Below are 13,651 nucleotides of genomic sequence, written 5' to 3'. Positions count from 1 at the left end.
GAATGCCGCCACTCGAGCTGCTTGAAGTCCGGGCATCAGCATTCCTTGGTGGGTCGGAAGTTAACGTGACAACACCAAATTTCGGCCCATAGTTTCTTGAGCAATCCAATTGACGAAGCACTGGATATTCGATTGCTTGATGAGAAAGCAGATGTTTCACAAGGTAACATTGAGTCCACAACTTACATGGCTTTGGCCGGAACCCATATCGGGCTAATCCCTGTGCATTATGCTGATATCTGGGTGGGAAGGGGCGAGTTGCTGGAACTAGCGCCGGATGACTACCGGGTGGTCTCTGAAATCCACGAGTTACGCTTGAAATCTCGTTCGCACAACGAAGTTGCCGGCTGGGTTTGGGACAATTTGTAGAACTTGTTCTTTTTTTGGTCGCTTTTGTTGCAAGTCAGGTCGAACGTGCTTTTCGAATGATTGATGCTCCCGAGGCCTTTTCCATACTACCGCCGAATGTCCGCTTCGACCGGTTGCGTCGCGGCATCAAGACCACCTTCAAATGGCCGCAATGGGCCGTCCTTTCAGGTGAGGATGGCTTTCCCCGAGTCAGATACTGCGGTGCATCTGAGGTCTGAAGAGAGCCCAAAATACAAAATGCTTCAACGCGCTTTAAGGTCAGCGATGCGCAGAAAGCAGACTTTGCAAAGTCCGGTTGACCACATTGTCCACCAAAGGCGACAGTTCTGCTTCGCGACTGGGCTATACATAGCCCTCAAAGCGTATTGTTTGCGGGACTTCAGTTGCACCGTTTTCCTGAGCGAGTAGGGCGCGTGCTGACGAAAAGGTAGCAAGCGCAAAAAGAACAAGAAGGGCCTTTATCATCGTAGCGCCTCGGATCCGGGTTTTGAACTTGGGCCGGGGTTCACAAATGATCGCCCCGGCCAGCGTCAGGGCAAACGAGGTAGTTCTTGCCCTGAAACATCGTACTTTCGCCTAATTTAGAAGATCACCGACGATGCCGACGGCATCGACCACGGTAGACAGGTCATTCGTAACTTCGAGGACTTCTTCATCGACCAGAATGTAGCGGTTTCCTTTGCCCGGCTCCCCAAGCTTCCATTTGGAAAGGTCCCCAATATCCTCGAACTCCAGGTCAGATGGGAGCTTGGCACCGCGCGTGTAGCGCTTGATCTGTCCAGGTGGTACAGCTTTTGGGCCTTTGCCGGGTTTGTCTTCTATCTGAATGCTGACATCACCGTTCTTGCCCCCCTTGTTCGGCTTTTTACCCTTGTTGTCTTTGGCATGGGCATCGCTGCCTCCAAGGATGAAAAACACAACTGCTAAGGCTGCAAGAATTCCGTATGCAATCTTCATAGATTGTTCCTTTGCTTCCCAACTTCATTCGACCGGCGTTGAAAATTCCGGCACGCGCTTGATCTCTCTTAGTTGCCCTTTGGCACACCCCTTAGTGACTGCCTTCACCCCGCATTAGAAAACGATCCGGGTTCTTAGACCGAACAGGGTAATCCGGTCCTGATCGGGATTTAGAAGCGGGTCGGAAATGAATTGTACCGATGGCGTGATCTGCAGTCCGGGTGAGATTGAAAAGCGGTAGAAAGCTTCAAGCGTGAACTGATCGCCATCTATGCCTCTTGCTTCGGCCCAGTTTAGGCCCAGACCGGCCAAATCGGTGTTGCGACCATAGTAACCGAGACCGGCAGAAATCGACCGTTCATAAAGCGCTGCGGTTCCCTTCGAGGCCCCTGCACGGAAGAACGGCATCCATTTATTGTCAACAAACCATGCGGCGGAAAACGCTGCGCCGTAATCTTCTGCTCGACTGCCATCGTCAGCCGCATCCGCATGCCAGAGGGTCAGATGGATATTGTCGAAGTAGATGCGATCAAAGCCGGACGTGTACCCAAGTTCGAGCGACTTGAAGAGATTGCCGTCGCTAAACACATCAAAGTTTGGATCGGACGGGTCGGCGTTTGCGTCTGATACGCTGGCAACGGCGTAGAGGTTCTCGCTCAGCTTTACCCCACCGGCAATACCAAGGCCTTGGTTGGGCGTGTTGATTGTCGGGTTGGTATTGAAAGACAGGTTTTGAAAACCACTGTAGGGGCTTACCAACCCGTAGATATCCACAAAGTCCGTTACATCAATCTGGCCGACTTGCAGCGCCCACGACCCATTCTCAGCCCTTTGGGTCCAGAACAAATTGGTCAGAAGCAAACCGTTGTCATTGAAGGCTGTTCCCGTGATTGAAAGGGCTCCGCCATCCAGCCCGAGAAATTGCGGAGCAACGTCAGTATAACTGTGCCTGTCTTCGATCTTGAATGTCAGAGACCCCCGTTCAGTTGCCTGCCAACTGCCGTAGAACCGCGCAATTCCGCTGGCTGCTTCGCCGGTTCCCAGATCAGCATCCGTGGTTTGGCCCAATGCCAGGTAGTCAATGTTGAACCGAAAACCACCCTCAGCCAGTCGGTCTTTCCACTGAAACCAACCCGGTGCGATGTTGCGTGGAAAATCGGAACGATATTGCGGATCGGTGAGCCCGTCTCCGGGCGCAAGATCGGCTTCGACTGAAGATGGCCCGGATAGTCCCTGAGCCGACGCTGCGCCAGCAAATGCAATGCTCAATGCGGCAACCAGAAGTCTTATCATTTTGACGCCTGTGCCCCACCGGTCTTGCGATTTCCTGCCGCGCGGATGCGATCAGCAGCACGCTGCTTCCATTCCAACCTGTCTGCCTCGGTTTCCAGAGTTTCGACACGTTCCGCCTCTAGCTGGAAAGTCGCATTCATAGGCATGAGGCCATCCACAACCATCATATTATGAACGGAAGGATCGATAGTCAGCGTGCCTGTCAGCCGAACGGGTTCGTGGAAATAGCTAGGCGCCCAGTCCCCGTTCAACCGCACACGGATCATCTGGTTAGGCGGAGGTGGAGGCATGTGGCTGCACATCCCTCTTTCTGGCACCAAGTATGCCACAGGCCGGCCGTCCGGATCGCTTGGAGCAGGAATGGCAAAGCCCGCGAGTGTGATTGTTCTGCCGTCGAATTGCGGGTTTCCGCTCGTTCCAGCCTTTCTTCGACGTTCCGTCACAACCTCGCGCTGATCGAGTAACCAGTCGACGTCAATTCCGTCTGACACCAAGGCGTCTTCGGTCTCTGCTAAAAGCAATTGCCATTTCTGCCGTTCTTCGGCGCTGCCAACCTCCTGCTGCAACCTGCCGCGTATACGCACAACGAAAAGAACATCGTCGAACTGTTCGGGGCTGAGTTCACGATAGGGGTCATCAAAGACCTGCGCAGACGGATCTGGCAGATCTGCCCAGTCCAACGCGGTTCCAGGCGTCGCCGCAGCATCATAACCGCACAAAACCAACCCTGCGAATACTGCGGAGCAAAACCAATCTCGCATGAATGCTCTCCGGCTGCTTTATCTGGTCAATCCAGTGTGTTTTTGTAGATCACACCGTCCTTCATGATCAGGCGGATCGTATCTGGGCTTTCAGGCCTTGGGTCGGCACCGAACCACTGATCACCTGTGCCAACAACCGAGAAGTCTTCAAGTGGGTTACCGTCGATTAGCAGGATATCCGCATAGGCTCCTTCCTCAATCACACCCAGATTGCCCTCGGGATAGGGGTTCATGAATGGTCCGGACAAAGCGGCGATTTCACCGCCAGTAGATGTCATTGCGACCAACGAGGCGTGAGAGCCAAAGAACTCATTATTGAGATGTTTTTCATAGGCAATTTGAATATTGCAGGCGGCTACAGAACCTACGCAATCCGTGTGAAACCCTCTTTTAGCTGGGCACTCATTCATGTTTTTTATGTAGTCGCCAAAAGCCTGCGTAGCTGACTGTGCCTTTCGTAAGCTGGCTGGGACATCTCGAATGGCAGGAATATCGAAGAGATTTGGATCAAATGCGGTGAGATTGGTCGTGATGTAGGCTCCTTTCTCTTCCATCAGCGCTGATATTTCACAATCAAACATGAACCCGTGTTCAATTGATCGCACACCAGCATTCAGTGCCGCCATGATCGTTTCCTTGCGGTAGGAATGGGCCATGACGTAGCTTTCGTATTCGTTGGCAACCTGCACGGCCGCTTCTAACTCTGCCGTCGATCCTGCCAATAACTGCCACGGGTCAAACACTGAAACTACACCGCCTGATTGCATGTACTTCAGTTGTGTTGCTCCCATCCGGAAGTTGTTACGAGCAAACTTGTACATGTCAGAGACGCTGTCGACTTCTTGGGCCATATTCAGACGGCTGAAGTTCGAAGACTGGCCAACAGGCGCCGTAAAGTTGGCGAAATCAGCATGGCCACCACGCGTACTTAGAAAAGCAGCCGCAGGGTAGAAACGCGGCCCGGCAATGGTCCCGGTGTCGATTGCGCGGCGAAGACCTCCATTAGCGCCACCTGCATCTCTTACGGTGGTAAAGCCTTGCATTAAGTACATCTCAGCCATTTGAGTGCCGTGAATCGCGAGGTCTTCCCAAGTGCTGTTGGCTTCCATTGCGGGCAACGTGGGTCCTGGCAGCATCAGGTGTGCGTGATTTTCGATGAAGCCGGGGGTCAGTGTCCTCCCTTCTCCGTCAATGACCGTAGCGTCGGGGGCATCGATCGCATCGGTTGATACGGCCTTAATCAAATTACCCTCGACCAATACGCTGGCATTCTCGATACGCTGTTCATTCACGCCATCGAAGACATGCACATTGGTAAACAGCGTTTGGGGTTCTTCTTGATCCTGAGCCTGCGCGGTCGCCGAAAAAGAAAGAACTGCCGCGACAATTGCCGTCGAGCAAAGAGACATTCGTAAGCCGGACATAAGCACTCCCTTCATATTCATGTTTTGCCAACTATAGTCTGGAATTCATTGGCTCGGTTGCCCCTTTTGAATTAGGATGTACGAATGTGACTGCAAAAATGGCCACTTCTTAAAGCTAATCCAACAAGGGTTATGAGCTTGCCTTTCAACTCCACCTCCCGAGAGCATAGCGAGGGCTTTGTTCGCCTCTCTTTAGCCGCTCCCTTTCTGCAATATCTCACCGAACGTAAGATCAATCCGCAACCAGCATTGGACCAGGTCGGCTTGAAAGCTGAACTGATGACTAACCCATCCGTGTTCGTTCACTCCGAGTTGGTTTACGGCTTGGTAAATGCTTTCTCAGAAGTATCAGGGGATCGATACCTAGGACTGAATGTAGGGGAAGCGTTTGACCTACAAGGATGGCCGCCCTTCGCTCAAGCCTTGCAATCTACAAAAACGCTGTTCGAGTTTTTTACCCGCTTTGTTGAGCTCGTGCCGCAGGAGTCCAATTCTGTGCGGCACAGCCTTGTCATTGAAGCAGACAAAGCGACTTATCGTATCGAGAGGCAACAGGAACCAACCGTCCCACCCATTCAGGTGACCGGTTTTGGTGCCGCAATCTATGTACGCCTATTGCAGACCGTCGTCGGAGAGTCCTGGGACTCTTCCCGTGTGCGATGGGAAAGCAGATACATCAATGGGCTGCCTATCGACTACAAGGGGATCGAGGTTGGCCTTGGGACTGATCCCGGAATGCAAATTAGTTTTCCTGTGGAATGGTTGTTTTTGCACCACGTCTCTGAGGGTTCTGCCAAGCCCATAGCATCACTTCGACAAGATGAAGAAGTAACCGTGGTGGCAGCTTTGCGATCTGTCTTACGCGACAAACTGGATGAAACCGATTTGGGACCAGAGATGGTGGCTGGAATGCTGGGAATACAACCGGAACGGTTTCTGAAAGCGCTTCAAAAACAAGGCACAACGCTACCGCGCGAAATCAAACGGCTGCGTATCGATGTCGCCAAGGAGCACCTCAAACAAAACCAGATGACAATTGCAGAGATCGGACTGATGCTCGGCTATTCTGACAAGTCCCATTTCACTCGCTTTTTCCGAGGTCAGACCGGAATGACACCGACCAAGTTCCGAAGCAAGTAAATGTGGTCGAGCCAAATGAACGCTTCGAAGATTAGGTCCTCGTGGGATCAGTTCGGAGAAGTTGTAGTGCGACGTTGAACAGGTTAGTCGACGACATGAATGGTTGGTTGCCACCGCCGATACAACCTCTGCAACTGGCCGTTTCGTTGTGTATTTCGGAGTTCGCAAAGCTTGGTTGCGAAGGTCCGCTTCGGGCTGCGTGCGGCCAATCATGCTAACAGCAGACAACGATGGCACCGAGCCCAATTCAGTCGTTTACAGCAGACAACATGATTTCCTGAACGTCGCGCATGTCCTAGTCAATGGCTTGGTGCAAAACTGAAAAGCGTGATTGTGAATGCCTGCTTCAGGCTGGGACCAGCCAATCATGCTTGCTGCGGAGAACGGCAACACTGAGCCCAAAGCGATCATTGAATATATACGAAATCCGGACGACTGTGGGATAGGATACCGCGAGAAGCGCGGCAATTTCACACAGCTTTCAGAGGTCAATGTTTGGTGCCGACAGATGGCTATGGTCTTTGGTGCTGATTGGCGTTTTATCGGCTCAAGACTTTGAAAACGGCCTGTTTGTCCAGAAATCAAGCAACATTTTCGCTATCTTGGTCTGGTGATGGGCATAGACCACCACGTCGAGCTTTTCCTGGCCCAGTTGGTTGCGTAGGGAGATCAGCTCGCCGCTTTCAATTTCCTTATGCACCATACTGAACGGCAGCCAACCAACACCGAGACCGTTCAGGATCATTTCCTTTGCTCCACTTGAAAAGGCCGTCTGGCAAACGGGGTTTTTGCTGAAATCGGCGGTTCCGAACGGGAGTTTGCTCTTGTTCAATGCTTCGCCGAAATAGCTGTTTTCGGGATAGACGATCGCTGGCGTATCCAAAGGCACGTCGCCGTTTCCGCGCACTGCATACCGCAATCCGCCACCGATGACCGGAATAAGGTAGTCGTGACCCCAAGTGCCGCGACGTATGCCTGCTCCGAACGGCATTGGGGCGACGGTTTGCGCCTCGTAACATAGCAGCATGTTGGTATCGCCGCGCAGGAACAGAGTGACGCAATCGTTCAGATTGGCAGTCCTGAGGCGAAAACGGAGCCCCTTGAACGTGGCACGTGCACGCAATGCCATATCAGGGAAGGTGGAGACGACCGATGCGTGTGTCGCGGCGATCGTCACAATCGAAACGGTGGGGCCATGTTGCGCAATTTTTGTGCGAAGGTCATTTAGCCTTGCGATCAAAGAGCGGATTTCGGCCTCGTTAGAGGCCAGTGCTGGACTGATCTCGACCCGGTTCGATTTGCGATCAAGAACTTCAATCCCCAGCCACTCCTCAAAACTGCGAATACGCCTTGAGAACGCTGGTTGTGTGATGTTTCTGCGGGCCGCAGCCCGTGTCATGTTCCGCTCTTCCAGAAGGGCCAGAACATCGTCAAACCACAGCATATTCATCCGCATCTCCCGAGTACCCAAAGAAAATGTATGAGCAGCCTGCGCAATATGCACTGTTTTTCTTCTTTTTCTTTTGAAAGTGTTTGGCTGTTGGCAAACGCAGGGAGAGTGTGGTGGCGGAGACAATTCAGATGACCGGCGGTGACGCGATGGTCGCGCCTGAGATGGTTTTGAGCTTGTGCAAGGAGCTATCGCTGACACTGGCGAAATTTCCCCGGGTATCGCTTGGTCATCTTCCTACGCCTTTGGAGCCGATGGATCGCCTGAGTGAGGTTTTGGGTGGTCCACGTTTATGGGTCAAAAGGGATGATTGCACCGGCCTCTCGTCGGGTGGGAACAAGACTCGTAAGCTGGAATTTCTGATGGCTGACGCTGTCCAGAAAGGTGCAGATACCATCATCACGCAGGGGGCGACGCAATCCAATCACGCGCGCCAGACAGCAGCGGCGGCCGCAAAACTTGGCCTTGCGTGCCATATCCTGCTTGAGGATCGCACGGGTTCTAATGATCCGAACTATATTCTGAATGGAAATGTCCTGTTGGATCGTTTGCATGGCGCCAGTGTCTCCAAGCGTCCCGGTGGTGCGGACATGAACGCAGAGATGGAAGCCTGCGCCGCGCAGATGAAGACAGAAGGCAAAACCCCTTACATCATTCCCGGCGGTGGATCGAACCCGATCGGGGCTTTGGGCTACGTGAATTGCGCGCGCGAGTTAAACGAACAGGCCGCCCATGCCGGGTTGAAAATTGACGCGTTGGTACATGCAACCGGTAGCTCGGGCACACAAGCCGGATTGGTCGCCGGTCTTGCCGCACTGGAAAGTGACATTCACCTTTTGGGCATCGGCGTGCGTGCCCCACAAGACAAACAGGAAGGCATGGTCCATGATCTGGCCGTACGTACTGTCGAGTATATGGAGACGGGTACGCCCATTGCGCGCGAAAATGTACGCGCAAATTGCGACTACGTCGGTGCAGGATATGGTCTTCCCACCAAAGGGATGATTGACGCGCTTAAGCTGTTGGCCCGCACCGAAGGACTTTTGTTCGACCCGGTCTATTCCGGTAAAGGATTGGATGGGCTCATCGACCAAACCCGCAAAGGCTATTTCGATGGTATGGACAATGTCGTTTTTCTGCATACCGGCGGAAGCGCAGCCCTATTTGGCTATCCCGAAACTTTCGAACTTCCTGGCTACGTGGCCTGAAAATAAACAACAAACCAACAAGGAGATATCAAATGAAACTAAAAAAATACTTGATCAGCGCGGCTTTGGTTTCAGCTCTCGGCGCACCACTTGCCGCTGAAGAGGTTAAGATCGGTGTTCCTACTTGGACCGGAGCGCAGGCTATTGCCCATGTCTTGGGTGAGATCGTGACCACCCGCATAGGCGGCACGGTGGAGTATGTGCCCGGTAACAATGCCACGATCTTTCAAGCGATGGATCAGGGTAAGGGCGATATCGACGTTCACCCCGATGTATGGCTGCCAAATCAGGAAGCGTTTACCAAGCAATATGTTGATGGTGCTGGCACAGTGACGTTGTCATCGAACCCATATCAGGGCAATCAGGGCTTCTGCGTCTCCAAAGACTTTGCAGCAGAGATGAACATCACCGACATCGCGGATCTTGGACGCCCCGATGTGGCGGCTGCGATGGACAGCGATGGCAATGGTAAGGGTGAGATGTGGATCGGTGCGCCCGGCTGGGCCTCGGCCAATGTCAACGAGGTGAAGGTGCGCGACTATGGCCTGTTGGATTTCATCGATCCGATCCGCGCCGAGGAAGCTGTGAAGACCGCGCGCATCAAGGACAGTATTGCCAAAAAAGAAGGATATGCCTTCTACTGCTATGAGCCGCATGCTGTTTGGTACATGTTTGACGTAGTGATGCTGACCGAACCGACTTATGACCCTGAAAAATACGTGATGGTGCAACCTTCCGACGACCCTGATTGGTACAACAAGTCGATGGTAGCCAGTAAGGACGCTCTGAAGGAAGTTCAGATCGCCTGGTCCAACTCGCTTGCGGATCGCTCGCCGGCGATTGCGGAATTCTTCGCCAACTTCGCGCTGACCGCCGATGACGTTAGCTCGCTGGCCTTCGAGATCAGTGCCAATGGGCGCGATGCTGAGGAAGTTGCGGCCGAATGGGTTAACGCCAATTCCGAGCGCGTAGATTCGATGCTGGGTCTCTGAGCCAAGCCAAAAAACAACGGGCAGCACCTAGCGGTGCCGCCCCATTTGAAGGCACGCACAGGTGGGCGGATGAGCGACGAGACTGTAATCGAAATTTCCAACATCTGGAAAATCTTCGGGGCAAAACCCGAGGCCGCTCTTGAAGCCATTCGTGCGCGGGGGCTGACCAAGGCTGAAGTCCTTGCTGAATTCAACGCGGTGGTGGGTGTTGCCGATGTCAGCCTCGACGTCAAACGCGGTGAGATCTTCTGTATCATGGGCCTATCAGGGAGCGGCAAATCCACGCTCGTGCGCCATTTCAATCGCCTGCTCGAACCAACGGCCGGCAAGATCGAGATCGAAGGCACGGACGTCATGGCCCTCGGCACAAAGGAACTTCAGGCTTTCCGCAACCGGAAAATCGGGATGGTCTTCCAGAATTTTGCGCTGATGCCCCACCGTTCAGTCCTTGACAACGTGGCTATGCCGCTGGAAATCCGCCAAGTCGCCAAGAACGAGCGCATGCGGCAGGCGGCCGCCATTCTCGACATTGTCGAATTGGGGGCTTGGGGGTCAAAATTCGCTCACGAACTCTCTGGCGGCATGCAGCAACGTGTGGGACTTGCCCGTGCGCTCGCAGCCAACCCTGATGTTCTACTGATGGATGAGCCCTTCTCCGCACTTGATCCCCTGATCCGGCGGCAGTTGCAGGATGAGTTCATCCGGCTGTCAAAAATCCTCAAGAAGACCACGATCTTCATCACCCATGACCTTGATGAGGCCGTCCGCATTGGAGACCGGATTGCGATCATGCGTGACGGCAAGATGGTGCAGATCGGCTCGGCTGAGGACATTGTGATGCATCCCGCTGATGACTACGTCGCCGATTTCGTGGCCGGGATATCGCGCCTGAAGGTGGTGCATGCTCATGCGGCGATGCAGCCCTTGGACAGCTATCTCGCTAAGCACGGCCCACTGCCGGCTGACATCGACAGGGTCGACCACAATGAGACACTTTCCGCTTTAATTACACGAGCCATCGACGACGAACGGCCGGTTCTGGTGTCCGAAGGCGGCGAGGACAGAGGTGTCATCACTCGCGCAGATCTGTTGCGCACCGTGATTGAAGGGACGGAAATGTCATGAGCGAAGATCTTGGTGTGAACCCCCTTGAAGACACAGAAAGCGAAGCCGCGCAGGCCTATGCCGAGGAACGCCGCGAGAATATCCGCACTTTTGTGCGCACAAGCCCCGATTACTACATCCGCAATTTCGACAAGATCGGGGCGTCCGCACGCTTTACGGCAACCTTCAATGTGATGGCCGGGCTCTTTGGTCCAATCTGGTTCGGCGCACGCGGCCTTTGGTCATGGGCATTGGCCTTTCTTGTCGTCGAAGCGATCGGCTTTGTGCAGATCGCGCGGGGCCTGTTCGGAGATCTGGGAGCAGACGCGATGGCCCGTGTGACCTCGATCGAAGGTACGCTCGATTTGCGCTACCAGCAACTCGCGGCCGCGCAAGAGAGCGGCTCGGATAGAGCCGCAGCCATCCAGCGCCAGATCGAAGGTCTAGAGGCCAATATTGAGGGGTTCCGCGCTGAGGCAGATTTGCTCGCTGCGCAAGGCCCATCGATTGCACTCACCGGTGTCGTCATCTTGCTTGTGGCCAAGCTCATACAGGCTGTGGCCGCCAATTGGGCGCTGGAGGCCCGCTTTTCTGACTGGCTCTCAGATCGCACCATTCGCTCCGGCATGCCGGTCAGCCAGATTGTTTTCAGCGCGGGTTTCATGATCCTGTTGGTCGCGACTGCAATGGTCCACTACAGTTTCCCGGGCCGTTTTTCATTTCTTAGCGAATTCCCGACAGATAACTCAATCCGCCTGGCCAGTATTGACAGCGTAGAGGGTTTTATCGCCTGGTGCGTCGCCAACAGTGTGGCGTTCTTTGACGGGCTCACCGCGGCCATTCGCTGGTTGCTGGATGCCATGGAGGTTGCGTTAGTTCAGACCCCTTGGATCGTGGTGGCCGCGCTGATCATTCTTTTGACCTGGCTTACCGCTGGCTTGCGCATGGCTATATGGTCTGGCGCCTTTCTGGCCTACATGGGTCTCCTCGGCTTTTGGGAAAAAGCTATGACCACATTGGCGCTTCTCGGCACTGCGGCGCTGCTTTCCATCGTGATTGGGATTCCTTTAGGCATGTTCTCTGCGCGTCGACCGCGGTTCTACGCGGTCATCCAACCGATCATGGATTTCATGCAGACCATGCCTGCCTTTGTCTTCATGGTGCCTGTGATTGCATTTTTCGGGGTTGGCAAGCCAGCGGCAGTCATCGTCACCATGATCTTCGGCGGGACCCCCGTGGTACGCCTTACCGTTTTAGGCCTGCGTGGTGTTCCTGAAAGCGTGCGTGAAGCCGCGATCAGTTTTGGCGCCAACAAGTGGTACCTTCTCACCAAGGTCGATCTGCCGCTTGCCAGCCCCTCCATTCGCGCAGGCATCAACCAGACAATCATGCTGTCGCTGGCCATGGTCGTGGTGGCCTCGCTTATTGGCGCGAAAGGGCTGGGCGAAGACGTTCTCGAGGCGCTGCAATACGCCAATGTAGGCCAGGGTATCCTCGCAGGCTTTGCCATTCTATTCTGTGCGATGATCCTTGATCGGATCGTTCAAGGTCAGCGAAAGTGATCCCCCTTGTCCTTGTTCATGGTTTCATGGGGGGCAGCGCACAATGGGATGGGTGTCGCGATACACTGCAGCAGCATGCTGATGTGGTTGCCGTCGACCTGCCTGGGTTCGGCGCAAATGCCTATCTGCCGCCAATTGACAGTATTGGCGGATATGCGGATTGGGTCGTCCGGCACCTCCGCGGCCTTGGAGTAGAGGAATACCATCTGCTGGGTCATTCCATGGGCGGTATGATCGCTCAGGAAATTGCCTTGCGCGACGGTGAAAGGATTAACCGACTTGTGCTTTACGCGACTGGCGCGGTCGGTGTTTTGCCGGGGCGGTTCGAGACTATTGAGCACAGTAAAAGGCGCGCTGGGAAAGACGGCCCGGCGGCCACCGCACGTAGAATCGCAGCGACTTGGTTTCTGGATTGTGAAGCTGCAACAGGATATGAACACTGCGCTGGGATCGCCGCTAAAGCCAAACTGGCCGCCATAAATGCTGGGCTTGAAGCCATGCAATCCTGGTCAGGAGAGCAGAACCTTAGCCGGATCCGGCAGGAAACTCTTGTGCTCTGGGGCGATCAAGATCGGACATATCCGTGGAGCCAAATTCAAATGCTTTGGGAAACAATTCCCAATACTTTGTTGGCAGTTGTGCCAGGTTGCGCTCACGCTCTACATGCCGAGAGACCTGATTTTTTCACACGTTTAATCTCCGACTTTTTGGACCGCTGAGCAATACCAACAACTTGGACTTTTGCAGGGCGGCAGCCAAGATCAGCTTTGTCCGCTTCTTGCCAGTTTATGCCCCACGCAGCGAATGGCCACTGATGATTGCGTTTTCGCCGCTGAACAGCGGCGTCAGCCTTTTGACCAGCTCTTCAGGTGAGAGCCGATGTGCCAGGTCGGCAAGTGCGGGCTCACTGTCCGGGCTGACTGGTGCCAGGTTCAGGAGGTTGCCGAGGTTGTCCGCAAAGCTGGGTGCTTTCACCGTTTTGATTGCTTGCGTTAGCTGGCGGTCCTCGGCTGTTTCCTCGTCATCGGTCGTCTCGCGCGGATCTTCGAAGTATCCGTAGCCGACCACACCTTGATCAAGGTATCCGTCATACCCGGGTGGATCGTAAGAGCGTGGTCCAGTGACAGCCGCACGCTGCGACAAGGGCGGTTTGGCGACAGGCTCAGGCTCCGGTTCTTGGGCCTCATCCGATTTTGCCGACCCGGCACTTTTCAGGAACTCATCATACCGGGTCACAACGCCATCCTTGACTACCGGCACATCCGGCCAGGGTTTGCCCTTCTGGCTGTCACTCAGGGCTTTGAACCGATTGTCTGGTGTTGTCACGTTAACTTCCGACCCACCAAGGAATGCTGATGCCCGGACTTCAAGCAGCTCGAGTGGCGGCATTC

13 protein-coding genes are annotated in these 13,651 nt (G+C 54.3%); 7 read left to right on the top strand and 6 right to left on the bottom strand.

Translation table 11 applies throughout. The features are described 5' to 3' along the window. Positions 1–96 precede the first annotated feature (96 nt). A complete protein-coding gene (locus AC2FNR_RS00805) occupies positions 97–369 on the top strand; it encodes a hypothetical protein (protein WP_496847656.1) in 273 nt (90 codons plus the stop codon). Between the two features lie 576 nt (positions 370–945). Here AC2FNR_RS00805 and AC2FNR_RS00800 read toward each other — a convergent pair. The 4 genes from AC2FNR_RS00800 to AC2FNR_RS00785 all read right to left on the bottom strand — a co-directional run bounded on the left by AC2FNR_RS00800 (position 946) and on the right by AC2FNR_RS00785 (position 4,804). After that, positions 946–1,326 carry a hypothetical protein gene (locus AC2FNR_RS00800; RefSeq protein WP_496847655.1) on the bottom strand — a complete coding sequence of 127 codons (381 nt, stop codon included), beginning with the start codon at positions 1,324–1,326 and terminating at the stop codon, positions 946–948. Positions 1,327–1,440: 114 nt separating this feature from the next. Then, positions 1,441–2,619, bottom strand: a complete 1,179-nt coding sequence (locus AC2FNR_RS00795; RefSeq protein ID WP_170337128.1) for a carbohydrate porin — start codon at positions 2,617–2,619, stop codon at positions 1,441–1,443. Continuing rightward, complete coding sequence (locus tag AC2FNR_RS00790; protein ID WP_496847654.1) at positions 2,616–3,380, bottom strand: DUF3299 domain-containing protein; 765 nt, start codon at positions 3,378–3,380, stop codon at positions 2,616–2,618. The genes AC2FNR_RS00795 and AC2FNR_RS00790 overlap by 4 nt, the downstream gene beginning before the upstream one ends. A 26-nt stretch (positions 3,381–3,406) precedes the next feature. After that, on the bottom strand, positions 3,407–4,804 hold the full coding sequence (locus AC2FNR_RS00785) for a metal-dependent hydrolase family protein (protein ID WP_496847653.1): 1,398 nt from the start codon (positions 4,802–4,804) through the stop codon (positions 3,407–3,409). Positions 4,805–4,936: 132 nt separating this feature from the next. On the opposite strand from AC2FNR_RS00785, the gene AC2FNR_RS00780 reads away from it, so the two are divergent. Further along, the gene (locus tag AC2FNR_RS00780) at positions 4,937–5,944 is read left to right on the top strand and encodes a helix-turn-helix domain-containing protein (protein WP_170357373.1); all 1,008 of its coding nucleotides are present in this window, start codon (positions 4,937–4,939) and stop codon (positions 5,942–5,944) included. Between the two features lie 547 nt (positions 5,945–6,491). Here AC2FNR_RS00780 and AC2FNR_RS00775 read toward each other — a convergent pair. Then, complete coding sequence (locus AC2FNR_RS00775) at positions 6,492–7,394, bottom strand: LysR family transcriptional regulator (protein ID WP_496847652.1); 903 nt, start codon at positions 7,392–7,394, stop codon at positions 6,492–6,494. Between the two features lie 194 nt (positions 7,395–7,588). Between AC2FNR_RS00775 and cuyA the strand changes: the two genes are divergently transcribed. The 5 genes from cuyA (at position 7,589) to AC2FNR_RS00750 (ending at position 12,979) form a co-directional block, all read left to right on the top strand. Continuing rightward, positions 7,589–8,602, top strand: a complete 1,014-nt coding sequence (gene cuyA, locus AC2FNR_RS00770) for a D-cysteate sulfo-lyase (protein WP_496847657.1) — start codon at positions 7,589–7,591, stop codon at positions 8,600–8,602. A 32-nt stretch (positions 8,603–8,634) separates the two neighbouring features. Continuing rightward, the gene (locus tag AC2FNR_RS00765; RefSeq protein ID WP_170356586.1) at positions 8,635–9,594 is read left to right on the top strand and encodes an ABC transporter substrate-binding protein; all 960 of its coding nucleotides are present in this window, start codon (positions 8,635–8,637) and stop codon (positions 9,592–9,594) included. Between the two features lie 69 nt (positions 9,595–9,663). Continuing rightward, positions 9,664–10,719: a quaternary amine ABC transporter ATP-binding protein gene (locus AC2FNR_RS00760; protein WP_170387591.1), complete on the top strand. Its 1,056-nt coding sequence runs from the start codon at positions 9,664–9,666 to the stop codon at positions 10,717–10,719. Beyond that, entirely contained in the window at positions 10,716–12,260 is a 1,545-nt protein-coding gene (locus AC2FNR_RS00755) for an ABC transporter permease subunit (protein ID WP_170752016.1), read from the top strand. Before AC2FNR_RS00760 ends, AC2FNR_RS00755 begins: the two co-directional genes overlap by 4 nt. Continuing rightward, positions 12,257–12,979 carry an alpha/beta fold hydrolase gene (locus AC2FNR_RS00750; RefSeq protein WP_170752018.1) on the top strand — a complete coding sequence of 241 codons (723 nt, stop codon included), beginning with the start codon at positions 12,257–12,259 and terminating at the stop codon, positions 12,977–12,979. Before AC2FNR_RS00755 ends, AC2FNR_RS00750 begins: the two co-directional genes overlap by 4 nt. A gap of 67 nt (positions 12,980–13,046) precedes the next feature. Here the strand turns inward: AC2FNR_RS00750 and AC2FNR_RS00745 are convergent. Further along, positions 13,047–13,651 (bottom strand): hypothetical protein (locus AC2FNR_RS00745; protein ID WP_496847651.1); only part of this gene is annotated, 605 nt, incomplete at its 5' end.

It is taken from the genome of Ruegeria sp. SATB045 (assembly GCF_059613525.1).
This window is presented reverse-complemented; position numbering and strand designations above follow the sequence as displayed.

Bases quoted from the DNA above. Each gene is read 5' to 3' on its own strand.
- AC2FNR_RS00800 (WP_496847655.1), bottom strand. From the start codon at position 1,326: ATGAAGATTGCATACGGAATTCTTGCAGCCTTAGCAGTTGTGTTTTTC.
- AC2FNR_RS00795 (WP_170337128.1), bottom strand. From the start codon at position 2,619: ATGATAAGACTTCTGGTTGCCGCATTGAGCATTGCATTTGCTGGCGCA.
- AC2FNR_RS00790 (WP_496847654.1), bottom strand. From the start codon at position 3,380: ATGCGAGATTGGTTTTGCTCCGCAGTATTCGCAGGGTTGGTTTTGTGC.
- AC2FNR_RS00785 (WP_496847653.1), bottom strand. From the start codon at position 4,804: ATGTCCGGCTTACGAATGTCTCTTTGCTCGACGGCAATTGTCGCGGCA.
- AC2FNR_RS00780 (WP_170357373.1), top strand. From the start codon at position 4,937: ATGAGCTTGCCTTTCAACTCCACCTCCCGAGAGCATAGCGAGGGCTTT.
- AC2FNR_RS00775 (WP_496847652.1), bottom strand. From the start codon at position 7,394: ATGAATATGCTGTGGTTTGACGATGTTCTGGCCCTTCTGGAAGAGCGG.
- AC2FNR_RS00765 (WP_170356586.1), top strand. From the start codon at position 8,635: ATGAAACTAAAAAAATACTTGATCAGCGCGGCTTTGGTTTCAGCTCTC.
- AC2FNR_RS00760 (WP_170387591.1), top strand. From the start codon at position 9,664: ATGAGCGACGAGACTGTAATCGAAATTTCCAACATCTGGAAAATCTTC.
- AC2FNR_RS00755 (WP_170752016.1), top strand. From the start codon at position 10,716: ATGAGCGAAGATCTTGGTGTGAACCCCCTTGAAGACACAGAAAGCGAA.